The following is a 22,443-nucleotide window of genomic DNA, read 5'->3' on the forward strand; positions in this document are numbered from 1 at the left end:
ATAAATGTGAAGTATTGAGCAATTGACAAATTATGGATTTTGCGTGAATGGGTGTGCTAAAAATGGAAAATAAAAAGGTAGTTGTGGTTGGTGGCGGTATTTCAGGGATGACAGCTGCATACTTTTTGCAGAAGGAAATTAAAGAAAAGTCACTTCCAATAGAGGTTAAACTGATTGAAGCAAGTAATCGGCTTGGAGGTGTTATTCAAACCATTCGAAAAGATGGATACATCATTGAGAAAGGGCCAGATTCGATTGTGGTTACAAAAAAGAGCGGGATAAAGTTGATTGAGGAGATGGGCTTAAAGGATCAAGTCATATGGAACTTTGCTGGAAAGTCCTTCATTTACGCAAGAGGGAAATTACATTCAATGCCTGAAGGTTCTTATATGGGAATTCCAACGAGAGTGACTCCATTTGCGGTTTCAAGTTTATTTTCTCCTCTCGGAAAAATAAGAGCTGCAGGTGATTTTATTTTACCAAAGGGAAAACCACAATCAGATCAATCTCTTGGTCTGTTTTTTAGAAGGAGATTAGGAGACGAAGTTGTTGAAAACTTAATCGAACCTTTATTATCAGGAATTTATTCAGGGAACATTGATGATTTAAGCTTGATGGCACTGTTTCCGACCTTTTTTGAAATGGAGCAAAAACACCGTAGCCTTGTATTTGGTTTAAAACATACAATTCCAAAACCAAAAAAGGTTGTAAAAAAACAAGGTTCCCGAAAAGGAATGTTTATTTCACTGAAAAATGGACTTGATACATTGGTGGATGAATTAGAAAAACGATTAGGCAGTGTAAATGTCCTTAAAGGAACAGGTGTTGTTAAAATTTTGCGAAACCCTGCTGGCTATGAATTAATTTTAGAGAGTGGTGAGGTTGAAAGCGCGGATATTGTTGTGGTTGCAACGGATCACCGTCATGCACAGCAAATGCTCGACAGCTACTCCTTTATGGATGTATTTAAAAAGATGCCTGCGAATTCGATTGCAACTGTATCGATGGGATTTCCAGATACTGCAATTCACGATGATATTGATGGTACGGGCTTTATTGTATCCCGTAACAGTGATTTTAGAATTACAGCCTGCACATGGACGCATAAAAAATGGGCGGGGACCACGCCTAAAGGAAAAGCGTTGCTGCGAACCTATGTCGGAAGACCAGATGACCAGGAAATTGTAAACCTAAGTGATGATGAAATAGTTGCTATTGTTTTAAAAGACTTAAATAAAACAATGAATATTACTGAAAAACCTGAGTTTACTAATATAACACGCTGGAAAAAAGCGATGCCACAATACAATATTGGGCATTTAGAAATGATGGAAAGCATCAAAAATTCATTGTCTAAAGAACTACCAGGGGTTTTTTTGGTAGGGAGTTCGTTTGGTGGAGTTGGCATCCCAGGATGTATTGACCAAGGAGTAAATGCAGTCCAAAAAGTCATAGAATTTACGAATAAGCAATAAAAATTTTCTGGAAATAATACTTTTTGTTTCCTTTATTCCTTTCAAAGTAATATAATAAAGCTAATCTAATTGAATATTCCTTCGGGGTACGGTGAAATTCCGAACCGGCGGTGATGAAGCGTCAGCTTCTTAGTCCGTGACCCGTTTAACTTTATGGTAAACGGTGGATCTGGTGAAACTCCAGAGCCGACAGTTAAAGTCTGGATGGGAGAAGGAAAAACAGGAATAAAATCGGGTGGAAATTACCCATTTTAAGCCTTTATTTCTTATTGCTTTTTAATGACCCTGAAGTTTTGAATTCAGGGTCATTTTTATTTTGAACAGAGGTAGAGACTTTGAATCATTCAATAGTTGATGCAATTCCGTTAACGATTAAAGAAGTTGAAAAAATAGGAAATGTTCTCCGTGTGATTGCAAAACCTATTAAAGAAAGAGGTCACTGATATGTTTACCGGCATTATTGAGGAAATTGGCTTAGTCGAAAGCATCAAAAAAACTGGAGAATCATTTGTGCTAACGATTGATGCGAAAAAGATCCTTGTTGGAGTTCACCTTGGCGACAGCATTGCTGTAAATGGCGTTTGCCTCACAGTAACATCCTTTTCAAGTAATCGGTTTACAGTTGATGTAATGCCTGAGACAGTTAAATCAACAAGCTTAAGGATGGTTAACAAGGGTTCCAAGGTCAATCTCGAAAGGGCGATGGCAGCCGGGGGAAGATTCGGTGGTCACTTTGTCTCGGGCCATGTTGATGGAACTGGAGTTATTAAGCGTAAAAAGGCATTTGAAAATGCTGTCTATTATGAAATAGAAGCGCCCAAAGAGGTGCTGAAATTTATAATTTTAAAAGGTTCGATTGCAATTGATGGGACAAGCCTAACTGTTTTTGGTGTAACAGAGGATTATTTCACAATTTCATTAATCCCGCACACGCTGTCTGAAACGGTGTTGGGACTTAAGGGTCCAGGTGAAATTGTTAACCTTGAATGCGATATGATTGGCAAATATGTCGGCCATTTTTTAACAGGTTTTTCAAATCAAACCGAGCCACAGAAGAAATCGAGCATTACAGCTCGTTTTTTGGAAGAAAATGGATTTAAGTAAAAGGAGTGATTTAGATGTTTGATAAAATTGATGAAGCCCTTGAAGATTTAAAACAAGGGAAAATGATCATTGTTTGTGACGATGAAGACAGAGAAAATGAAGGAGACCTGATTGCATTAGCCGAAAAAGCGACCCCGAATGTCATTAATTTTATGGCTACTCATGCCAGAGGGCTTATCTGTGTCCCAATCGAGGAAGAATTGGCGCAAAAGCTTGATTTAATGCCGATGGTTTCCGTGAATACGGACAACAACCATACTGCCTTTACGGTAAGCATCGACCATAAATTTTCAACCACAGGGATTTCAGCTTACGAACGGTCTGCTTCGGTTTTAAGTATGCTGGACCCAGGTGCAAAAGCAGACGATTTCAAACGTCCAGGGCATATCTTTCCGCTAGTTGCCAGAAAGGGCGGCGTTCTTCAAAGAACAGGTCATACCGAGGCTGCTGTTGATTTAGCCAGACTATGCGGTGCCAAACCCGCTGGTGTCATTTGTGAAATCATGAATGAAGACGGAACAATGGCAAGGGTTCCGCAATTGCGGAAAATCGCTGATCAATTCGGCTTAAAAATGATTACTATTAAAGATTTAATTGAATACAGAAATCGCGAAGATAAGTTAGTTAAGCGTGAAGTTGAAGTTAAGCTGCCAACTGAATTTGGTGAATTTAGGGCAGTGGGCTATTCAAATATCGTAGATGGGAAAGAACATATTGCTTTAGTGAAGGGCGATATTGACCCTGAAACGTCGACCTTGGTGCGAGTACATTCCGAATGCTTAACGGGGGATGTTTTTGGCTCCTACCGCTGCGATTGTGGTCCGCAGCTCCATGCAGCTTTATCGCAAATCAGCGAAGAAGGCAAGGGTGTCCTTTTATACATGCGCCAAGAAGGGCGCGGGATCGGCCTTTTAAACAAACTGAAAGCCTACAAGCTTCAGGAACAAGGGTTTGATACGGTTGAGGCAAATGAAAAGCTTGGATTTCCTGCAGATTTACGGGAATATGGAATTGGAGCACAGATATTAAAGGATCTTGGTATTACCAAATTACGGTTATTAACAAATAACCCTCGCAAAATCAAAGGGTTAAGTGGCTATGGGCTTGAAGTTGTCGAAAGGGTCCCATTGGAAATGCCTATGAGGGCTGAAAATGAAAATTATTTAAGAACAAAGCATGATAAATTAGGGCATCTATTGCATTATTAAAAATGCCTTGTTGTAGAATCCCAACCGATGCTAAAAAAATACGTGTAGAAAAATTGGAGGAATAAAAATGGGAAACATTTTTGAAGGAAATTTAGTTGGCACAGGGTTAAAAGTCGGAATTGTAGTTGGTCGTTTTAATGAGTTTATCACAAGTAAATTATTAGGTGGTGCACAGGATGCCCTAAAACGCCATGGAGTAAACGAGGAAGACGTAGAGATTGCATGGGTGCCAGGTGCATTTGAAATCCCACTAATCGCCCAAAAAATGGCTGAAAGCAAAAAATACGATGCAGTGATCACACTTGGAACAGTCATTCGCGGTGCAACACCCCATTTTGATTTTGTTTGTAATGAAGTTGCAAAGGGTGTGGCTGCAATATCTCTTAAGAGCGGCATACCAGTTTCTTTCGGTGTCCTGACTACCGAGTCGATTGAGCAGGCAATTGAGAGAGCCGGAACGAAAGCAGGGAACAAGGGCTGGGATGCTGCTTCAGCTGCAATCGAAATGGCAAACTTGTGCAGAAGCTTTGAAAAGTAAAAGCTTATTGTCCTCAAAGGAAGAAAGTAAGGGGGAGGAACAATGAAGCTAGGATTTGATGTAGATGATACGTTAATTAACTTAAGAGAGTATGCGTTTCATTTGTATAAGCGAAGGTTGAAAAAGGATATCCCAATTGAGGCATTTCGCGAACTTAAAACAATTGCGATCCACAAGCCATTTGGATTAACAGATGTGGAAGGAAGAAAGATGTGGATGGATCTAAGGGAAGAAATCTATTTTACAGATTGCCCGCCTTTTCCTTTCGCGGTAGAGGTATTACAAGAGCTCGAACACGCTGGCTATGAAATCTATTATGTAACATCAAGGGATGGAGAACATTGTGAACAGACGAAAGCGTGGCTGCGTAAGGCAGGTTTTCCAGTCCATGATGACCGTTTCTATTGCGGAATGAAGGATCCCGAAAAAGTTCAAATTATAAACCAACTTGGGATTGATTATTACTTTGATGACAAGCCTGCTGTTTTAGAAACACTTGCAAACTCACCGACAAAAGTCTATGTGAAAAATCATCCCTATAACCAGCATTTAGAGCTGCCAAGAATTGATAGCTGGGAGGAACTAAGAGAGATCCTTTTAAAGGATAGCAAATGATGATTATCTATCGCTAAAAAATAGTACCGTCGAGAAATGATGCACCTATTTTTTAGCGAAGTTTGCATTAATATTCCGAAAAAAACATGTACAAATGGATCAACTTGTAGATATAATAGCTTTAGCATAAAAAATAGATTTGAAACAGGTGCTAAAATCTTTAAAAAGATTCTTAGCTTAATAGGGAAGTTTGGTATAAAAGCCAACGCGGTCCCGCCACTGTATATGGGAGCAACCTATAATTGCCACTGTCAAATAATGATGGGAAGGCATAGGGCGCGATGATCATAAGCCAGGAAACCTGCCTGTTTTTACTCCGCCAAAAACCTACGAGGATAGGGATGTGTAGCATGCTAGATTCATTTTACTGAAAAAATAAGTAATTGAACCTACTCATTCCAACATCTCCATGTCATCATGGAGATGTTTTTCGTTCCCGGGGATTTAGAGAATTTAGAGTTGTTTGGCATAACAACAATTTTATTTTTCTTATGCTGCAAAATAAAAAAGATTTAAAACAGGAGGAAAAAAATGAAAAAATTATCTTCATTATTGTTAATACTATTTTTAACAATAGGCGCTTTAGCAGGCTGCGTAGAAAAGAAGGATCAGACTAACGGAGGAAATAAGACTGGTGTTGAGAAAACAGGAGAAGCGGTATTTCCGGTTACAATTAAGGATGCTCTAGGCAATAATGTTGTCATAAAACAAAAGCCTGAAAAAATCGTTTCCCTTATGCCAAGTAATACAGAAATTGCATTTGCCCTTGGGTTAGACAAGGAAATCGTAGGTGTTTCCGATTATGACAATTACCCAAAAGCCGCATTGAAAAAAGAAAAAATTGGCGGGCAGGAATTTAATACTGAAAAAATTATTGGTTTAAAGCCAGACTTAGTTTTAGCCCATGCCTCATCGGCAGCTCTTGCAAAAGATGCGCTTCAGCAGCTTCGGGATGCAGGAATTACGGTTCTGGTAATCAACAATGCCGAAAACTTTGATCAAGTCTATGCCTCTATTGAGATGGTTGGGAAAGCTACTGGTGAAACAAATAAAGCAGACGAGATTGTTAAAGGAATGAAGGAAAAATTGGCTGGAATTAAAGAGAAGGCTACAAAAATAACAGAAAAGAAAAAGGTGTATATCGAGGTAGCTCCGGCACCGGATATTTATACAACAGGAAAAAATACATTTATGGATGAAATGCTTCGAACCATTAATGCCGAAAATATCGCAAACGATCAACAAGGATGGATTAAGGTTGATCAAGAAGCAATGATCCAAAGAAATCCTGATGTTATCATTACTACATATGGATTTTATGTAAAAAACCCTGCTGAACAAGTGTTAACAAGAAAAGGCTGGGAGAATGTGAAGGCAGTAAAAAATAAACAAGTCATCGATGTTAATTCTGATCAAGTAAACCGTCAAGGACCTAGGATTGTTGAAGGAGTAGAGGATCTTGCCAAGGCAATCTATCCAGAAGTTTTTAAATAAGAAGCTCTTAGCCTATGCGGCAGCGGGGCTAATCTTGATAGTTTCTATACTATTGGGTATTTCGATTGGAACTGTTTTCGTACCGATTAAAACTATTATCGAAATTATTGGCGCTAAGTATTTTGGTCTATTTTCGTTTAAACGGATAGACCCTATGTACACGAGTATTGTTTTAAACATTCGTCTACCTAGGGTAATATTATCCGGCCTTGTTGGGGCGGCTCTTGCAATTGCAGGAGCGGCCTTTCAAGGTCTTTTAAGAAACCCGCTGGCGGATCCTTATACATTAGGTGTTTCATCTGGGGCCTCAGTTGGAGCGGTGCTTACCTTGTTTTTTCATTTATCCATCCCATTTGCTGGTTCGTTTACACTTCCGTTACTTAGTATCCTCTGCTCGTTTGTGACGATCCTTGTTGTCCTTACTTTTGCTCGGAAAATTGAGCGTTCAATGAGAGTAGAAACCATTATTTTAACGGGGATTATTTTTAGTTCTTTTCTTGGCGCAATTATTTCACTCATGATTGCCCTGACGGGAGATGAGCTCAGACAGATTATTGGTTGGCTGTTAGGAAGCGTATCGATGAGAGGCTGGGATTATATCAAGATTATTTTGCCATTTTTCCTTTTAGGATCAGCTATTCTCTTATTAAATGCGAAAGAATTAAATGCGATGTCGTTTGGGGAGGAGAAGGCTCAGAACTTAGGGGTCAATGTTCAAAAAAGGAAGCTGATAATCCTAATGGCAGGGTCAATTCTAACAGGAGCAGCTGTTGCTGTTTCGGGAACAATCGGTTTTGTTGGATTAGTCATTCCCCATCTGTCAAGATTATTATGGGGACCGGACCACAAGCACCTGCTCCCCTTGTCAATTTTAACGGGTAGCGGATTTTTAATTATTGCCGATCTTATTTCCAGAACGATTATTTCCCCGACAGAATTGCCCATTGGGGTGATTACAGCTTTAATTGGGGCACCTGTGTTTGCCATCATCCTTTTACAACGAAAAAGGACAGAAAGAAGTGGTTAGGGATGCTTAATGTTGAACACGTATCAGGAGGGTACACGAACGAATCTGTTTTGAAAGACATATCTTTTGAGGTGAACAGAGGGGAATTATTCGGGATTTTGGGTCCAAATGGAAGCGGTAAGACAACCCTATTGAAAATGCTGAGCGGAATCTTGCCAATTTATAATGGTGAGATTTATTTAAAGGGAAAAAGGCTCCAAGAATACTCAGTGAAACAACTGGCACAAATTACAGCAGTTCTTTCACAACTCTCTTCGCAATCATTTTCATATACAGTAAAAGAAACGGTTTCGCTTGGCAGATATGCTCATCAGAGAGGCTGGTTTCAAGCTTGGAGTAACGAGGATGAAAACATCGTCCAAAGGGTAATGACCCAGACTGGTTTGTCCCGATTACAGAATAAGAACATTCAAGAACTTTCCGGTGGTGAGAGACAAAGGGTTTTTCTTGCTCAGGCTTTAGCTCAAGAGCCGGAAATTCTTCTTTTAGATGAGCCAACAAACCATTTGGACCTATCCTATCAAAAGGAATTGTTAGATCTGTTAAAGCATTGGACGGCAGAGAATGATTTGACGGTCATTTCGATTTTTCACGATTTGAATCTTGCCGGGCTCTATTGTGACCGCTTGCTCCTGTTAGAAAAGGGAACAATCAATATTCAACATATTCCTAATGAGGTTCTGAGGGAAGAGAAAATAAGGGAAGTATTTCACACCGATATTCAAAAGCATCCCCATCCAAGGGTTGCAGCTCCGCAAATGGTATTGCTTCCCGATCTATTTAAAGAAAAAACCATTGTTAAAATTAATGAAGAGATGCTGCATGCTTCTAATGAATTTATCGAATTAAGATCTCCGGCCCCCTTAAGGACAATGTCTTCTGGCGTCCTTGGGGCAGGAACAGGCTGGTATCAGACATTTATAAATCGGCACGTTGACAAGGACTACAACTGCAGTGATCATCGCGGAGAAATGGCCTCTTTTCTTCGCTTAAAGGGCTTTGAGCCGTCGGAAATAGTGGGGATGATGACAGCAGTCATCCTAGAGGATGCTGTTTACCAATTGTATGAACAGCAGGAATTCTCGATATTTATAGTTGTCACCGCCGGAGTCGGTAATGCAATTGATGCATCTAAAAGTGAAAGTCATACATTTGTGTCGACACCTGGAACGATCAATACATGGATTTTTGTAAATGGGGAGCTGACAGAGGAAGCATTTATTCAGAGTATTGTGACAGCGACGGAAGCAAAGGTAAAGGTCATGAATGACCAAAAGGTAATCGACAATTCTACAGGAACGATTGCGACCGGAACTTCAACAGATAGTATTTTAATTGCGGCAACGCAACAAGGAAAAATTTTAGAATTTGCGGGAACGATTACTCCATTGGGAAAGCTCATTAGTAAAGCCGTGTATGAATGTACAACAAATGCCATTCAAAATTCGCTGAGAAGGACAAAAAGATGATGATCCACCATTTACTTTCCTTAACCATTGCCTATTTTCTTGATCTCCTGATTGGAGACCCCTCCAATTGGCCACATCCGGTAAAATGGATCGGCAGGTTGATTTCTTTTTTTGAAATCCGCTGGAATAAGGGGAAATCAAAAAAGCAGAAGGGGGTAGTCATGCTTTTGCTTGTATTATTTACATGCTTTTCGATTGTTTGGATTTTGGTATTAATAGGTTATAAGATTTCACCAGTTGTTGGAGTGTTGCTCGAAAGCATCATTATTGCTTCAACCATAGCTCAAAAAAGCTTAAAGGAAGCCTCTGTTGAGGTTTATCAACCATTAAAAAGAGGGGACCTTGTTGATGCCCGTAAAAAGGTATCCTATATTGTCGGCCGAGATACTCAAGCATTGGATGAAGCGGAAATTTCCCGGGCTGCGGTTGAAACAGTTGCGGAAAATACAAGTGACGGTGTGACTGCCCCGTTGTTTTGGGCTTTTGTAGGCGGTGCTCCGCTTGCGATGATGTACCGGGCAACAAATACTTGTGATTCGATGGTTGGATACATAAATGATCGGTATAAACAGTTTGGCTGGGCCTCAGCAAAATGGGATGATGTAATGAATTGGATCCCAAGCCGCCTAACTGGAGTGATTATGCTTTTAGGTAAAAAACCCGAAAAAACAAGCTATCGCAAGGCGTGGAAAATTCTGTTCCGCGATGCCAAAAAGCATCCAAGTCCAAACAGCGGTTGGGGGGAAGCGGCTGTTTCCGCTATTTTAGGAATTCAACTTGGAGGTATAAACTATTATAAAGGGCTGGTATCAAACCGGGCAAAAATGGGTGAACCGCTTCAGACAATTAATAAGGAACATATTCTTAAGTCAAATTTAATTTTAGGTAGAACAGCCTTTTTATTTTTACTTTTTTTATGGATCGGAGGGACGGTATTTGATTTGGCCTTCACATGGTTCCAATCCGCAATATCTTTATGAAGCAGTGGGACTCTCATTACCGCAGAAGTATCTTGATTTTAGTGCAAATATTAATCCGCTTGGCCCGCCCAATGCAATAAAAGATAACTGGGCCGACTTTTATAATGATATAACGGTATACCCGGATCCTTATGCCAAACGTCTAAAGAAACTTATCGGTAAAAAAGAACATGTCTCAGCTGATTCTCTTTTAATTGGAAATGGCGGGGCCGAGCTTATCACTCTTGTAGCCAGGATGCTTACTGACAAAAATGTTTTATTGGTGCAGCCAACCTTCTCAGAATACGAAAAAGCTTGTCGGGCCAACAATTGTCAAATAGTGTCTCATCAGTTAGCGGAGCCAAGCTTTGGGTTGAGCCTTGACGTTTTGCGTTCGAAACTGATGGATGCGGATGCCGTGTTTCTTTGCAATCCGAACAACCCAACAGGGATTAGGTACCAAACACCAGCTATACTCACGTTAATCGAGGAATGTGCATATTATCATTGCTATTTCATCCTGGATGAAGCCTTTTACGACTTTTTACTAGATTATGATTCTTTTCTTCCATACGTTAACAGGTTTTCCAACTTAATCATTATTCGCTCGATGACGAAAATGTTTGCAATCCCGGGGATCCGGCTTGGTTATTTAGCTGCCCAGCCGCACATTATTGCTGAACTTAGCAAGTTACAATCGCATTGGAGTACAAATGCGATTGCATTATTAACTGGTGAACTGTGTGTACAAAATAATTCATTTATTAAAGAGACCCAAGTTTACATTAACAATGAACGAACCCGGCTTTTTCAATTTTTTCGAGAGCTGGATTTTATGGTGTCCCCCTCTGAAGTTAACTTCTATCTATTGAGGGATCCTCATTTAGAAGATCAATTTCCGTTTTTTGAGTTTCTTTTAAAAAAAGGAATGATTCCCCGCCATACATTTAATTTTCCAGGTCTAGAAGGAAAATGGCTTCGGTTTGCAATTAAGGGCATTGCTGAAAATAATCGGCTGATGGAGGTGCTGACCGAATGGAGGCGGGACCATCGTTAATTTTTATTTCAGGTGGAGTAAGAAGCGGAAAAAGCAGCTTTGCTGAAAAACTCACTATTAAAATCGCTTCTGAAGAAGGTGGAAGGCTCCATTACATCGCTACCGGTGTCCCTTTTGATAAAGAGATGAAGGAACGGATCAAAAAGCACCAGCATGATCGAAAAACAGCAAAGTACCAATGGATAACAATAGAGCAGAGCACAAATATTGGGACAATCGCTGACCGTTTTAATAACCGGGATGTTCTTTTACTTGATTGTGTTACAACACTACTAAATAATGAATTGTTTTCTTCGGAGCATAGATGGGATCCTCCTTTTTTGGAATCAATAAGGGAAAAGATTATTACTGGGATTATGTTGATTAAAAAGCGGGTAAGAACGATGATCTTGGTAAGTAACGAAGTTTTACATGAGCCGATGCTTGAAAATGAACTTGTTTTTACATACACCCGTTTGCTTGGACAGATCCATCAACAGCTAGTTAAAGAAGCGGATCAGGCCTTTTTAGTTGAAGCCGGGGTACCGCTGGTAATGAAGGGAGCTTTACTACAAGGGACGTTATAAAAATCTAATGGGTATCTTCTTAAAGATATCAATCAATGGAGTATGGAATATGAAGTTTATCAAAGGCTTTTTAATCAATCTGCAATTTTTTACGGCAATTCCTATTAAATTAGAACTGCCGATGGATAAGGAACATCTCCGCAAAGCTGTCCAAACTTTTCCGTTATTAGGATTATTTCAGGGGATTATCTATGCATATATCTTATTTTTCTTGTTTGAATGGACACCTTTTTCTCATCAGGCTGTTGCTTTCATCCTTTGGCTGACGACGATTCTGCTTACAGGAGGGATCCATTTAGATGGCTGGATGGATACGAGTGATGCTTATTTTTCGTATCAAGATAAACAAAAAAGGCTTGAGATCATGAAGGACCCCCGCATGGGTGCATTTGGAGTGATCTCGGTGATTATCTTATTAAGCTGCCGGTTTCTATTTTTCTATGATATAACCTATAAAGTCAAATTCTTGTCATACATCCTTATCGCAACGGTTCCGATTTTAAGTAAAAGTGTGATGGGTATGATGCTGCTAACTGTGAAAACAGCTAAAAATGAGGGACTGGGGCGGATGTTTCAAGCTGCGGCCAATCCAAAAGTACTGTGGATTTATCCTGTCTATATCATCGCGTATCTTTATATAGCTTTTTTATTAGGGATAGGGTTAATTAGTATAGGAATATTGTTTCTTGCTGCACTTGTCAGTTATTGGATTTGCCGGCGGAATGCACGTAAATGGTTTGGCGGGATTACAGGTGATGTATTAGGAGCTTCCGTGGAAGGGACTGAGTTACTACTATGGATGACCGTGTGGTTATTGCATTATTTCGTCACGGGTTAACAGAAGCGAATCAACGAATGGCCTATTTAGGCTGGTCAGATTCACCCCTATGTGCTGAACCTCAAATTATATCATCAACTAGCCGATACGATATCTATTTTTCAAGCGATCTAAGCCGTTGCGTTAAAACTGCAAATTTATTGTTTCCTAACGAGAATGTTTTCCTGCTTCATCATCTCCGGGAATTGAATTTCGGAAAATGGGAAGGAAAAACCTACGAGGAGCTGAAAAATGAAAAACAGTATCAGCTATGGCTCTCCGATTTCTTCCATTATTGTCCGCCAGGAGGAGAATCCTTTCAGCAGTTTACGAACAGAGTTCAAGCAGGCTGGAAAAAAATAATCAAAGTGATTCAAACAAAACAGCTTGATCGCTGTGCAGTTATTACACATGGCGGTGTCATTAAATATCTTTTATCGCAATTGGCACCAGAACAAAAAGAATTTTGGAGCTGGCAGATACCTCACGGTCATGGATTTGAACTTATTTTTGACCGGGAGTCGTTAAGGAGGAGCGAGCGGTGCACTTTATTACAGGTGGTGCCTTTAACGGAAAAAGAGCATGGGTGAAAAATACTTATCAAGTAAATGAACATGATGGTTGGATATCTGCATATGAAAACGAACTGTTGCCTTTGGATTTAACAAAAATAGACCAGGATTTACTCATTTTTGAAGGAATTGAAATCTGGTTAAAAACGTTAACGGAACAATTTGACCTTAACGAATGCCGTGCGTTTTTTAATAGGTGCTTGGATCATTGGCTGGCTTGGGAAAAAAGCAAGGTAGTCCAGCAATTAGTTTTGATCGGAACGGATATCACAAAAGGGATTGTTCCCTTGGAAAAAGAGAATAGAGTATGGCGGGATTTAACCGGCTGGGCATATCAAGATATCGCTGCTAAATCGGATAGAGTTGACGTTATCTGGTACGGACTCAGTAAAACAATAAAATAAAGGGGAATCGATTTGATGAGAATTTATACACGTACTGGTGATAAAGGGAAAACAAGTATTATTGGCGGCCGAGTTGACAAAGATGATACCCGAGTAGAAGCTTACGGGACGGTGGATGAAGTGAATTGCTTTGTCGGGCAAGCGATGACAGAGCTTGACAGGGAAATCTTCCGTGACGTGCTGGCCGATCTTGAAAAAATTCAGCATGAATTATTTGATTGCGGCGGTGATCTCGCAAATGTTTTGGAAAAACGGGAATTAAAGCTGCAACAAGAATCGATTGATTACTTAGAAACAAGAATTGATGAGTATACTGCTGAGGCACCAGAATTGGAACGCTTTATTTTGCCTGGAGGATCAAAGCCTGCGGCATCAATCCATATTGCAAGAACGGTTACTAGAAGAGCGGAGAGATTAGTTGTAAAACTAGTAAAGGCAGATCAAAAAGCACCTGAATTAGCACTTAAATATTTAAATCGTCTATCAGACTATTTTTTTGCATTAGCAAGAGTTATTAACTGCCGGATGCAGGTTAAAGATGTTGAATATGTGCGCAGTGCAAAGGTATTTAGGGATGGTAAACGAAAGGAGGAGAAGTAGAATGAAGGGAAAAATGCTAAGCCTGCTTGCTCTGTTCATAGCATTGTCTGCTGTTGGAGCTGCGATTAAAATTCCTGCTGTGGTTGGGAGTGTGGCACTAGATGCTTCTCCTGCCTTACTTGCAGCAGCATTAGTAGGAGCGGGTCCGGGAGCGGTTGTTGGGGCATTCGGGCACCTATTATCTGCCTTATTAAGCGGTTTTCCTTTAGGTCCGATGCATTTGTTAATTGCAGCAGAGATGGCCGTCCTAGCTTGGATTTTTGGGGTCCTCTATAAAAATAACAAAAAAATCATTGCGGGTTTGGTCTTTATATTTGGAAATGCATTCGTTGCCCCAATACCGTTTATTTTCTTAATGAATATTGGTTTCTACATTTCCATTGTTCCTTCTCTGTTGATCGGGTCTATTATCAATACCCTGATATCATTAGTGTTAATACCAAGACTTTCATCTTTGATCACGCCTAACGTGAAGAATAGAGAGATTGAACAATGAGAGACGTTTTGACCATTCCTTTTCATGGGAATGGTGCCCTCATTATAGCAAGCGATAATAGTGGAGCAATTGGATTGAAGCCGGGTGACCTTGTTCATGTACAATATGAAACAGTGGCGTATTACTCGTTCCGAGTGGCGGTAATGGAATGTATAGCAGCAGGGGGCGAACCCTTTTCTGTTGTTCTCCATAATTTTTGCGGGAATGAGTCCTGGGCAATGCTTACTGGGGGAATTCAAAAAGGCTTGGTTGAACTTCATTTAGAGGATGTTCCGATTACAGGGAGTACAGAAAGTAATTTTTCTATGCAGCAATCGGCAGTTGGCTTATTAGTCATTGGAAAAAAGTCGATTTTAAAAAGAACAGAGTTTGATTACTTTGATTCATTGAAATTTGCCGTGGTTGGGACGCCTTTAATTGGAAATGAAGTAGTAGAACAAGAAGAACGAATTGTTCCATTATTACTATTCCGAGAAGTAAGCAAACTTCAGGATGTAATCGTCTGGCCAGTTGGTTCGAAAGGAATCTTGTATGAGATGAATCAGATGTTTCGTAACAAGAGTTTTTCTAAGGAAATGGTTGTCACAAGCGTTGATGTAGGTAAATCATCCGGTCCGGCTACATGTTTTATTGCGGTGTATCTGGAAAATCAAGAAGCTGAAATAAATAAGCTTACAAAGGGATTTTTTCACCCCGTTCAAATTTTGACATAGAAAAGCCTGCCTACTGGCAGGCTTTTCTTCATTGTCTAAGGCCTTGAAGTTTATCAACCAGGGTATTAACCGCCCTGCCAATTCCATCTAGTGTTTGGTGGATCCCTTCTTTCCACGCAGGTGCCTGTTCTTTTATTGATTGGCCAATTTTTTTTGCGTTATCTTGGAACTCCTTGCTAATTTTTGCAGCTTGCTCTTTAATCGCTTTTTGAGCCTGATTTCCGTTGGCAAGCTGTGTATTGATCGAATCAACATCAAAATTCGCATGTTTTACATACGGACTCGCCGCTTTCATGATTTCCCTAAAAAGAGGCACAACGTTGGCTGAACTGTTACTAGGCAAATAATGTTCACGGTCAGTTTGGTCGTAGCCAATCCAGACGGCACCAACAAGGTCTGTTGTATAGCCTGCCATCCATTGATCCTTTGTTCCGTTTAAGTCTGGAAAGGGGAGTTGTGTAGATCCTGTTTTACCCGCAATCTGTACTCCTTCAATACTGGCGCTTTTTCCTGTTCCTGTTTCAACGACATTTAAGAGCATGGATGTCATTTTATTGGCAACGGACCTGGATGTCACCTTTGTTGTTTTCTCTTTGTGCTCAGCAATGATGTTTCCCGTTGGGCCAACAATTTTTGTAATCAGATGGCTATCCTCACGGGTTCCGCCATTTGGAAATGCAGAAAAGGCATCCGCCAGCTGAAGGGGAGAGATTCCCTTACTCATTCCGCCCAGAGCAATCGCCAGATTTTTGTCCTCCTTGTGAACTGGAATACCAAAGCGTTTTAAGGATTCCAATCCCTTATCCAGCCCTATTTCATTTAAAAGCCAAACCGCAGGAACGTTTAGTGATTCCTCGACTGCCTTATACATTGGCACTTTTCCAGCATAGGTCCGGGTGTAGTTCTCCGGTTTATAATTGCCAAATGAGATGGGTTGATCGACAAGCTCAGACGAATAATCATAGCCTTTTTCGAGTGCTGGTGTATAGACAGCAAGCGGCTTTATTGTTGAACCAGGCTGGGCTGTTAATTGTGTAGCACGATTAAAGCCGCGAAACACGTGCTCACCCCGCCCTCCGACAAGGGCACGGACACCGGCGGAAGCAGGATCCATCAGAACAGCACCGCTTTGAACAAGTTTCCCTCCCCGGCCGCTTGGAAACAGATAATTCCTGCTGTATACTTTTTCCAGCCCTGTTTGAATGTTTTGGTCCATTTCAGTATATATACGGTACCCCCTGGTTAAAATTTCATCCTGGGTCAAGCCGTACTTTGAAATGGCTTCGTTTAATACAGCATCAACGTAATATGGGTACTTTCGGTCAACGTTGCTTCCTCCACCATCACGGAGCCGGATTTTCTCTTTTATAGCAGCGGAGTATTCACTCGCTGTTATCATTCCAAGTTCCTTCATTTTCGCTAAAACAACATTTCTTCGTTTCATTGCAAGATCATAATGCTGATACGGGTCTAAATAGTTTGGAGCATGCAGTAATCCCGCCAGCATAGCTGCTTCGCTTATTGATACATCCTTGATGTTTTTCGCAAAGTATTTTTTTGAGGCATTGCCAATCCCCCATGCACCGCTGCCAAAATAAACTTGGTTTACATACATTTGCAGGATTTCATCTTTTGTATAGACTTTTTCAAGCTTGACAGCTAAGAATAATTCTTCCGCTTTCCGCTTATAGGTGCGTTCCGGTGAAAGCAGAGCATTTTTCGCAAGCTGTTGGGTAAGCGTACTACCACCAGCAGTTACTTGGCCGGCGAACAGATTCCCGAAAAATGCCCGGGCAATCCCTCTAATATCAAATCCGCCATGCTGATAGAAGCGCTCGTCCTCAATGGCAACAACCGCATTAGGTACATATTTAGGAACATCCTTAATGGAGATTCCTGTCGTTCGGTTTGTTGCAACATTGCTGGCAATTGCACCGTCCTTATCATAAATAACGGTTGGTTGACTTAAACCTTCTTTTAGTGATTGGACATTAGCTCTGCTCGCTAGCCAGCCAAAATAAGAAATTGTTACGAGAAATAAAACTAGTAAAATCAATAAAAGAATTTGTGTTAAATGCTTCCTTTTCCAGAAACGAACAATCATACTCCAAAATGGAGAAAGTAAACCCATGTGTATCTCCTTACCTTCAGTTTATAATGTAATTGTTTATTCATTATAAATTTAATTTTAAAAAAAGACCAATAAATGCTATAAGTAATCACTTCTTTTCAAAAGGAACCCGCTCCTTTCTAAACCCTCTCTATGCTTAAATAAGCGACTAATTTCATTGTTTAACTGAGGTTTACCTGAAAATACCAGTCTGTTTTTTTGCCAAGGACAACCTATTCACTTTGGCTGCATATATTATACAAACGAAAATTGTAGTGTATTAAGGAGGTGCAGATTGGTAAACTGGAAAGTGCGGTTTAAAAACAGAAGTTGGGTTGTTTCATTTATTTCACATATTTTGATTATCGCGCAAATTGTCATTTCAGGGCTAAATTCGCTTGGAATTATCCACTTTCAATTAACAAACACAGTAGTGAATGATATTATAACCTGTGCAAATGCCATATTTATTGTTTTATCATTGCTCGGTTTTGTCCAGGACCCTACAACCAAAGGGTTTGCAGACAGTGAACATGCCTTAAAATATGAAAAGCCTAAATAATTTCGGTTTTTGCTTTACGAACGAAAAAAGTAGGGATATTATTGTTTTGTAAAAATAAATAGATAAACTACTGGGGGTGCCCTTCAATGGGCTGAGAAAAAAGCGTCAAGTTTTTTAACCCTTTTCACCTGATCTGGATCATCCCAGCGTAGGAAAGTAGTGAAAAAAACAACTTTCACTTACTCATGCGGCTAGGTTCTATTGAATCTGGCTTTTTAAATTTTATCAATGGAGGTTTTACTTTGGAAAATAATTCAGTTAGTCAATTGCTAGCAAAAGTAAGAGAAGCAAATCCGCTTGTACATAACATTACCAATACGGTTGTCACTAATTTTACAGCCAACGGGATGTTAGCAATGGGTGCATCACCTGTCATGGCCTATGCTGTCGAAGAAGTTGCCGATATGGCAAGCATTGCTGGAGCGCTTGTTTTAAATATAGGCACTTTAACAAGTGCTGTCGTTGATGCAATGATCATTGCGGGGAAATCAGCAAATGCTAATGGTGTACCTGTTATCCTTGATCCAGTAGGGGCTGGAGCAACAGCATACCGTACAGAAACAGCCAAACGATTATTAAATGAAGTAAAGATTTCTGTTTTACGGGGAAATGTCTCCGAGATTGCGAACGTAGCTGGTATTCAATCTGCAACAAAAGGAGTAGACGCCGGGCAGGTTCAAGGCAATAGGATTGAGCTTGCTGCTGATACTGCACAAAAATTAAATACAGTAGTTGTTATTACTGGAAAAGAAGATATTGTCTCAGATGGAAAAAACACCTACATTGTCCGTAATGGGCATCCTATTCTTACAATGGTAACAGGAACAGGCTGTTTGCTATCATCCGTTATCGGGGCTTTTACAGCTGTTGAGAAGGATTTCGTAAAAGCTGCTGTAGCCGCATTAACCTATTATGGTGTAACAGCAGAATTTGCTGCCAAAAAAACAGTCGAGCAAGGACCAGGAAGCTTTCAAATTGAATTCATAAATCAACTCTCCATCGTTTCTGAAAATGAATTGAATCAGCATGGAAATTTTGCAAAAGTAGAGTAATGAAAGGAGCCAAAAAAAATGGCGGTAAACAAAGCATTAACGATCGCAGGATCAGATAGCGGCGGCGGGGCAGGTATTCAAGCAGATTTAAAAACCTTTCAGGAGTTAGGTGTTTTTGGGATGTCAGCAATTACGGCAGTCACTGCCCAAAATACGCTGGGAGTGCAGGCAGTATATCCAATGACACCTGAAGCGGTTGTAAAACAGATGGAATCAATTGGTGATGACATAGGTGCGGAGGCATTAAAAACAGGGATGTTGTTTAATGCTGAAATCATCGAGGCTGTATCAGCAAAAATTAAAGAATATAACTGGGAAAAGGTCGTTGTTGATCCCGTTATGATTGCCAAAGGCGGAGCGTCTTTGCTGCAAATAGAAGCAGTCACCTCCTTGAAAAAGTGCCTTTTGCCGCTATCACTTATCATTACACCGAATATCCCTGAAGCTGAGGTTTTGACAAACATGTCAATCGTGACGATGGACGATAAAAGGGAAGCAGCTAAAAAACTGCTTGATTTAGGGGTAAAGAATGTGGTGATTAAAGGCGGCCACGACGAGGAGCCAAACCAAGCGGTTGATGTGCTGTATGATGGGAATGAATTTTCCTATTTTACAACAGAAAGAATTGTGACGAACAATACACATGGGACAGGCTGTACCTTTTCAGCAGCACTTACTGCAGAACTGGCAAAAGGCTCCTCGATCTATGATGCAGTAGCAACTGCCAAGAATTTTATTCAGGCAGCAATCGAAATGGATTTAAGAATTGGCTCAGGGCACGGACCAACGAATCACTGGGCATACAATCAAAAGAGGGGTAAATAACAGTGGCAAGAATCGATTCACAAAGATTAAGAGACGCATTAAAAGTTTATTTTATTTTTGGCAGTGTGAATTGCTTGAAAAATCCATTAGAAGTACTAGAAGAAGCGATAGAAGGCGGAATTACAATTTATCAATTTCGTGAAAAAGGTAACGGAGCACTAAATGGTGCAAAAAAATATGAATTAGCAAAAGAATTACAAGCAATTTGCCGCAAAAGTAATGTTCCGTTTATCGTAAATGATGATATCGAATTGGCGCTTGAACTTGATGCAGATGGTGTTCATATTGGCCAGGAAGATGAACAGGTTTCAGATGTCCGCAAAAAAATCGGCGATAAAATCCTTGGGGTATCAGCCCATTCAATCGAAGAGGTAGAATTTGCAATTGACAATGGGGCTGATTACCTCGGACTAGGACCCATTTTTCCTACTTCCACAAAGGAAGATGCGAAAGCTGTTCAAGGAACAAGGCTGATCAAAGAGCTGCGGGAGAAGGGCTATGATATTCCTATCGTGGGAATAGGCGGAATTAAGGTTGAGAATGCACGGTCGGTTATGGAGGCCGGAGCAGATGGGGTCTCTGTCATTACAGCCATTAGTCATTCAGAAAATATTAAGGAAACAACAAAAAAACTAAAGGAACAAGTGCCATTCAAATAAATAATTAATTTCCATTGAAAGAGGGATGTTTAAAGGGGTTAACCTTTTAAGACATCCTTTTTTTTTATGGTTATTTGTTTGCTGAAGTTTTCGTTATTTTTTTTAATAGAAAAGTAATGATTGGTTTAAGGATTAGAAAACCTAGTAATACAAAGATAATAAAATATTCTGCAGGTTCAAAAACTTGGAACGGGTTAAGTAAGTTAGGTAACATGTGGTCAAAACTTGTCCCCAATATCAAATCAAGCATTAAAATTAATGAAGTTAGGGCGATTGCCAATAATATCGATACGCAAAATAGTTTCATGGCTTTACGGCTTCACCTTCATGCGTTTTATCTTTTATATTTCCGCACCAGTTTATTTCTATACTAGACCTTCTAAGATAACACATTGTAATAGCACATTATTGATAAATAGGTTGAAGATGAATGAATTGCAGCAAACTTGAAAAATGAAATTTCTGGATAAAAGAAAAAGTTTTGGTAACGATAAGCATAACTTAATTTCCTTAAGTGAGGCGGGGACTGTGTCGATTTTGTCGAGATTGAATAAGAAACAAAAAGCTAAGCAAAATGATAATTTCCGGCAGAATCAAGATCCGAACGAGCCATCAAAATTGCTGATCCTTCCGAAGTATAAAGACAATTTAAACCGGATCCAATCGGAACTTGGAAATAGCGGTGATGTAGCCCTTCGTGAATTTCATCTTGGTCCTGTAAAAGGAATTGTGATCTACATCGATGGCTTGGCGAATAATACCATGATCAGTGACTTTTTTTTAGAAATAGTGGTGAAAGAAGAGGACAAGACCCACGAAAACGTTTTCCAATATATGGTTGAAAAAGCAACTGGTATGGGAAATTTAGAGGTCATAAAGGATTGGAACGCAGTTTATGATTCATTGCTCTCAGGTAATACGCTAATCTTTATGGATGGCTTTGTTGAAGCGATAAGTGTAGAAACAAAAGGTTGGGAAAAGCGGGCCATTAGCGAACCAACGACCCAATTAGCGATCCGGGGGCCGAAGGATTCGTTTACTGAATCACTGCGGACCAATACAGCATTAATCAGAAGGCGGATTAAAAGTCCTAATTTGTGGCTGGAGTCGATGAAAATCGGAAAGGTAACGCAAACGGATGTTGGAATCATGTATATTAAGGGCATTGCCGAAGACAAGATTGTCGACGAAGTAAAAACAAGGTTAAAGCGGATTGATATGGATGGTATTCTTGAATCAGGATTCATTGAGCAGTGCATCGAAGATCAAACGCTGACCACCTTTCCTACCACCTTTTCGTCGGAAAGACCGGATGTAGTGACTTCGCAGATTCTTGAGGGGCGGGTTGCCATCATTGTGGATGGCACTCCATTTGTCATAACGACACCTACTGTGTTTATTCAATTTTTTCAATCACCCGATGATTACTATTTTCGCTATGATATCACATCAGGCCTTCGTTTATTAAGGATATTATCCTTTTTTACCTCTCTGGTAGGGCCTGCATTATACATAGCAGCGACCACCTTTCATCAAGAAATGATGCCAACTCCGATGGCCATAGCGATTGCAGCACAAAGAGAAAATGTTCCGTTTCCTGCCTTTGTCGAGGCATTAATCATGGAAGTAACCTTTGAAATATTAAGGGAAGCCGGAATAAGGCTCCCAAGGGCAGTCGGTCAAGCCGTTTCGATTGTTGGTGCTCTTGTCATCGGTCAGGCAGCTGTCCAGGCAGGTGTTGTTTCGCCAGTCATGGTTATTGTTGTTTCAATGACCGCGATCGCTAACTTTGCAACTCCATCTTTTGCAATGGCGATTTCCTCTCGGTTGATCCGTTTCTTTCTTATGGGGCTTGCAACATTTTTAGGCTTTTTTGGAATTACGTTAGGGCTGCTTGTTATGTTTATTCATTTATGTTCTTTGCGCTCGTTCGGGGTTCCCTATATGTCTCCGTTAGCACCTTTTAATCTTAAGTATCAGCAGGATACGATTTTCCGCTTTCCAATTTATATGATAAAAGAACGGCCTCCATTAATGACCGAAGGCAACGTGACAAGAGCTGGGAATAATCAAAAACCAGGACCGCCAAAGTAACCGGAAAATTAATTTGCTTCCAAAAAA

General features: G+C 40.2%; 24 protein-coding genes and 3 riboswitches. Of the genes, 22 read left to right on the plus strand and 2 right to left on the minus strand.

Features of this window, described 5'->3' with window-relative positions; all coding sequences use genetic code 11:
• Positions 1 to 62 precede the first annotated feature (62 nt).
• The 17 genes from hemY (at position 63) to JN080_RS08155 (ending at position 15,114) form a co-directional block, all read left to right on the plus strand.
• Positions 63 to 1,475, plus strand: a complete 1,413-nt coding sequence (hemY, locus tag JN080_RS08075; RefSeq protein ID WP_256235423.1) for a protoporphyrinogen oxidase — start codon at positions 63 to 65, stop codon at positions 1,473 to 1,475.
• A 73-nt stretch (positions 1,476 to 1,548) separates the two neighbouring features.
• A riboswitch (FMN riboswitch) is annotated at positions 1,549 to 1,695 on the plus strand.
• 224 nt (positions 1,696 to 1,919) lie between these two features.
• Complete coding sequence (gene ribE, locus JN080_RS08080) at positions 1,920 to 2,579, plus strand: riboflavin synthase (protein WP_256235424.1); 660 nt, start codon at positions 1,920 to 1,922, stop codon at positions 2,577 to 2,579.
• A gap of 14 nt (positions 2,580 to 2,593) precedes the next feature.
• Entirely contained in the window at positions 2,594 to 3,787 is a 1,194-nt protein-coding gene (locus tag JN080_RS08085) for a bifunctional 3,4-dihydroxy-2-butanone-4-phosphate synthase/GTP cyclohydrolase II (RefSeq protein ID WP_256235425.1), read from the plus strand.
• 67 nt (positions 3,788 to 3,854) lie between these two features.
• Positions 3,855 to 4,325 (plus strand): 6,7-dimethyl-8-ribityllumazine synthase, encoded by a 471-nt coding sequence (gene ribH, locus JN080_RS08090; protein WP_256235426.1) that lies wholly within the window; start codon positions 3,855 to 3,857, stop codon positions 4,323 to 4,325.
• A gap of 42 nt (positions 4,326 to 4,367) precedes the next feature.
• Positions 4,368 to 4,940, plus strand: coding sequence for a 5' nucleotidase, NT5C type (locus JN080_RS08095; protein ID WP_256235427.1), 573 nt, complete (start codon positions 4,368 to 4,370; stop codon positions 4,938 to 4,940).
• A gap of 129 nt (positions 4,941 to 5,069) precedes the next feature.
• Positions 5,070 to 5,263: riboswitch (cobalamin riboswitch) on the plus strand.
• Positions 5,264 to 5,471: 208 nt separating this feature from the next.
• Positions 5,472 to 6,434, plus strand: coding sequence for an ABC transporter substrate-binding protein (locus JN080_RS08100; protein WP_256235428.1), 963 nt, complete (start codon positions 5,472 to 5,474; stop codon positions 6,432 to 6,434).
• Positions 6,400 to 7,461, plus strand: coding sequence for a FecCD family ABC transporter permease (locus JN080_RS08105; protein ID WP_256235429.1), 1,062 nt, complete (start codon positions 6,400 to 6,402; stop codon positions 7,459 to 7,461). The genes JN080_RS08100 and JN080_RS08105 overlap by 35 nt, the downstream gene beginning before the upstream one ends.
• 2 nt (positions 7,462 to 7,463) lie before the next feature.
• Complete coding sequence (locus JN080_RS08110; RefSeq protein ID WP_256235430.1) at positions 7,464 to 8,930, plus strand: adenosylcobinamide amidohydrolase; 1,467 nt, start codon at positions 7,464 to 7,466, stop codon at positions 8,928 to 8,930.
• Positions 8,927 to 9,910, plus strand: a complete 984-nt coding sequence (gene cbiB, locus JN080_RS08115; protein WP_256235432.1) for an adenosylcobinamide-phosphate synthase CbiB — start codon at positions 8,927 to 8,929, stop codon at positions 9,908 to 9,910. The genes JN080_RS08110 and cbiB overlap by 4 nt, the downstream gene beginning before the upstream one ends.
• Positions 9,867 to 10,946 (plus strand): threonine-phosphate decarboxylase CobD, encoded by a 1,080-nt coding sequence (cobD, locus tag JN080_RS08120; protein WP_256235433.1) that lies wholly within the window; start codon positions 9,867 to 9,869, stop codon positions 10,944 to 10,946. Before cbiB ends, cobD begins: the two co-directional genes overlap by 44 nt.
• Positions 10,925 to 11,512, plus strand: a complete 588-nt coding sequence (locus JN080_RS08125; RefSeq protein WP_256235434.1) for a bifunctional adenosylcobinamide kinase/adenosylcobinamide-phosphate guanylyltransferase — start codon at positions 10,925 to 10,927, stop codon at positions 11,510 to 11,512. The genes cobD and JN080_RS08125 overlap by 22 nt, the downstream gene beginning before the upstream one ends.
• A 49-nt stretch (positions 11,513 to 11,561) precedes the next feature.
• Entirely contained in the window at positions 11,562 to 12,350 is a 789-nt protein-coding gene (gene cobS, locus JN080_RS08130; protein ID WP_256235435.1) for an adenosylcobinamide-GDP ribazoletransferase, read from the plus strand.
• The gene (locus JN080_RS08135) at positions 12,320 to 12,919 is read left to right on the plus strand and encodes a histidine phosphatase family protein (protein ID WP_256235436.1); all 600 of its coding nucleotides are present in this window, start codon (positions 12,320 to 12,322) and stop codon (positions 12,917 to 12,919) included. The genes cobS and JN080_RS08135 overlap by 31 nt, the downstream gene beginning before the upstream one ends.
• Complete coding sequence (locus tag JN080_RS08140) at positions 12,871 to 13,305, plus strand: bifunctional adenosylcobinamide kinase/adenosylcobinamide-phosphate guanylyltransferase (RefSeq protein WP_256235437.1); 435 nt, start codon at positions 12,871 to 12,873, stop codon at positions 13,303 to 13,305. Before JN080_RS08135 ends, JN080_RS08140 begins: the two co-directional genes overlap by 49 nt.
• Before the next feature lie 15 nt (positions 13,306 to 13,320).
• On the plus strand, positions 13,321 to 13,905 hold the full coding sequence (locus tag JN080_RS08145; protein WP_256235438.1) for a cob(I)yrinic acid a,c-diamide adenosyltransferase: 585 nt from the start codon (positions 13,321 to 13,323) through the stop codon (positions 13,903 to 13,905).
• 1 nt (position 13,906) lies between these two features.
• Positions 13,907 to 14,401 carry an ECF transporter S component gene (locus JN080_RS08150; protein WP_256235439.1) on the plus strand — a complete coding sequence of 165 codons (495 nt, stop codon included), beginning with the start codon at positions 13,907 to 13,909 and terminating at the stop codon, positions 14,399 to 14,401.
• Entirely contained in the window at positions 14,398 to 15,114 is a 717-nt protein-coding gene (locus JN080_RS08155) for an ATP-binding protein (RefSeq protein WP_256235440.1), read from the plus strand. Before JN080_RS08150 ends, JN080_RS08155 begins: the two co-directional genes overlap by 4 nt.
• Before the next feature lie 28 nt (positions 15,115 to 15,142).
• Here the strand turns inward: JN080_RS08155 and JN080_RS08160 are convergent, their stop codons facing one another.
• Positions 15,143 to 17,245: a transglycosylase domain-containing protein gene (locus JN080_RS08160; protein WP_256235441.1), complete on the minus strand. Its 2,103-nt coding sequence runs from the start codon at positions 17,243 to 17,245 to the stop codon at positions 15,143 to 15,145.
• Between the two features lie 274 nt (positions 17,246 to 17,519).
• Here JN080_RS08160 and JN080_RS08165 point away from each other — a divergent pair, with 274 nt between their 5' ends.
• The 4 genes from JN080_RS08165 (at position 17,520) to thiE (ending at position 20,322) form a co-directional block, all read left to right on the plus strand.
• Positions 17,520 to 17,786: a phage holin gene (locus JN080_RS08165; RefSeq protein ID WP_256235442.1), complete on the plus strand. Its 267-nt coding sequence runs from the start codon at positions 17,520 to 17,522 to the stop codon at positions 17,784 to 17,786.
• A 62-nt stretch (positions 17,787 to 17,848) separates the two neighbouring features.
• A riboswitch (TPP riboswitch) is annotated at positions 17,849 to 17,958 on the plus strand.
• Positions 17,959 to 18,028: 70 nt separating this feature from the next.
• On the plus strand, positions 18,029 to 18,838 hold the full coding sequence (gene thiM / locus JN080_RS08170; RefSeq protein ID WP_256235444.1) for a hydroxyethylthiazole kinase: 810 nt from the start codon (positions 18,029 to 18,031) through the stop codon (positions 18,836 to 18,838).
• Between the two features lie 18 nt (positions 18,839 to 18,856).
• On the plus strand, positions 18,857 to 19,663 hold the full coding sequence (thiD, locus tag JN080_RS08175; protein ID WP_256235445.1) for a bifunctional hydroxymethylpyrimidine kinase/phosphomethylpyrimidine kinase: 807 nt from the start codon (positions 18,857 to 18,859) through the stop codon (positions 19,661 to 19,663).
• A gap of 2 nt (positions 19,664 to 19,665) precedes the next feature.
• Positions 19,666 to 20,322 (plus strand): thiamine phosphate synthase, encoded by a 657-nt coding sequence (gene thiE / locus JN080_RS08180; RefSeq protein WP_256235446.1) that lies wholly within the window; start codon positions 19,666 to 19,668, stop codon positions 20,320 to 20,322.
• 70 nt (positions 20,323 to 20,392) lie between these two features.
• Here the strand turns inward: thiE and JN080_RS30130 are convergent, their stop codons facing one another.
• Positions 20,393 to 20,629 carry a YczF family membrane protein gene (locus JN080_RS30130; protein ID WP_483861538.1) on the minus strand — a complete coding sequence of 79 codons (237 nt, stop codon included), beginning with the start codon at positions 20,627 to 20,629 and terminating at the stop codon, positions 20,393 to 20,395.
• 221 nt (positions 20,630 to 20,850) lie between these two features.
• Between JN080_RS30130 and JN080_RS08185 the strand changes: the two genes are divergently transcribed.
• Positions 20,851 to 22,416, plus strand: a complete 1,566-nt coding sequence (locus JN080_RS08185; protein ID WP_256235447.1) for a spore germination protein — start codon at positions 20,851 to 20,853, stop codon at positions 22,414 to 22,416.
• Positions 22,417 to 22,443: the final 27 nt, after the last annotated feature.

The organism is Bacillus sp. EB600, from assembly GCF_024494385.1.
Classification (GTDB): domain Bacteria; phylum Bacillota; class Bacilli; order Bacillales; family Cytobacillaceae; genus JAEVLT01.

Excerpts from the sequence above, each read along its gene's own strand:
- JN080_RS30130 (WP_483861538.1), bottom strand. The coding sequence starts at position 20,629 with ATGAAACTATTTTGCGTATCGATATTATTGGCAATCGCCCTAACTTCA.
- ribH (WP_256235426.1), top strand. The coding sequence starts at position 3,855 with ATGGGAAACATTTTTGAAGGAAATTTAGTTGGCACAGGGTTAAAAGTC.
- JN080_RS08095 (WP_256235427.1), top strand. The coding sequence starts at position 4,368 with ATGAAGCTAGGATTTGATGTAGATGATACGTTAATTAACTTAAGAGAG.
- cbiB (WP_256235432.1), top strand. The coding sequence starts at position 8,927 with ATGATGATCCACCATTTACTTTCCTTAACCATTGCCTATTTTCTTGAT.
- JN080_RS08160 (WP_256235441.1), bottom strand. The coding sequence starts at position 17,245 with ATGGGTTTACTTTCTCCATTTTGGAGTATGATTGTTCGTTTCTGGAAA.
- JN080_RS08150 (WP_256235439.1), top strand. The coding sequence starts at position 13,907 with ATGAAGGGAAAAATGCTAAGCCTGCTTGCTCTGTTCATAGCATTGTCT.
- JN080_RS08155 (WP_256235440.1), top strand. The coding sequence starts at position 14,398 with ATGAGAGACGTTTTGACCATTCCTTTTCATGGGAATGGTGCCCTCATT.
- JN080_RS08085 (WP_256235425.1), top strand. The coding sequence starts at position 2,594 with ATGTTTGATAAAATTGATGAAGCCCTTGAAGATTTAAAACAAGGGAAA.
- thiD (WP_256235445.1), top strand. The coding sequence starts at position 18,857 with ATGGCGGTAAACAAAGCATTAACGATCGCAGGATCAGATAGCGGCGGC.
- hemY (WP_256235423.1), top strand. The coding sequence starts at position 63 with ATGGAAAATAAAAAGGTAGTTGTGGTTGGTGGCGGTATTTCAGGGATG.
- JN080_RS08100 (WP_256235428.1), top strand. The coding sequence starts at position 5,472 with ATGAAAAAATTATCTTCATTATTGTTAATACTATTTTTAACAATAGGC.
- JN080_RS08110 (WP_256235430.1), top strand. The coding sequence starts at position 7,464 with ATGCTTAATGTTGAACACGTATCAGGAGGGTACACGAACGAATCTGTT.
- ribE (WP_256235424.1), top strand. The coding sequence starts at position 1,920 with ATGTTTACCGGCATTATTGAGGAAATTGGCTTAGTCGAAAGCATCAAA.
- JN080_RS08145 (WP_256235438.1), top strand. The coding sequence starts at position 13,321 with ATGAGAATTTATACACGTACTGGTGATAAAGGGAAAACAAGTATTATT.
- JN080_RS08125 (WP_256235434.1), top strand. The coding sequence starts at position 10,925 with ATGGAGGCGGGACCATCGTTAATTTTTATTTCAGGTGGAGTAAGAAGC.
- cobS (WP_256235435.1), top strand. The coding sequence starts at position 11,562 with ATGAAGTTTATCAAAGGCTTTTTAATCAATCTGCAATTTTTTACGGCA.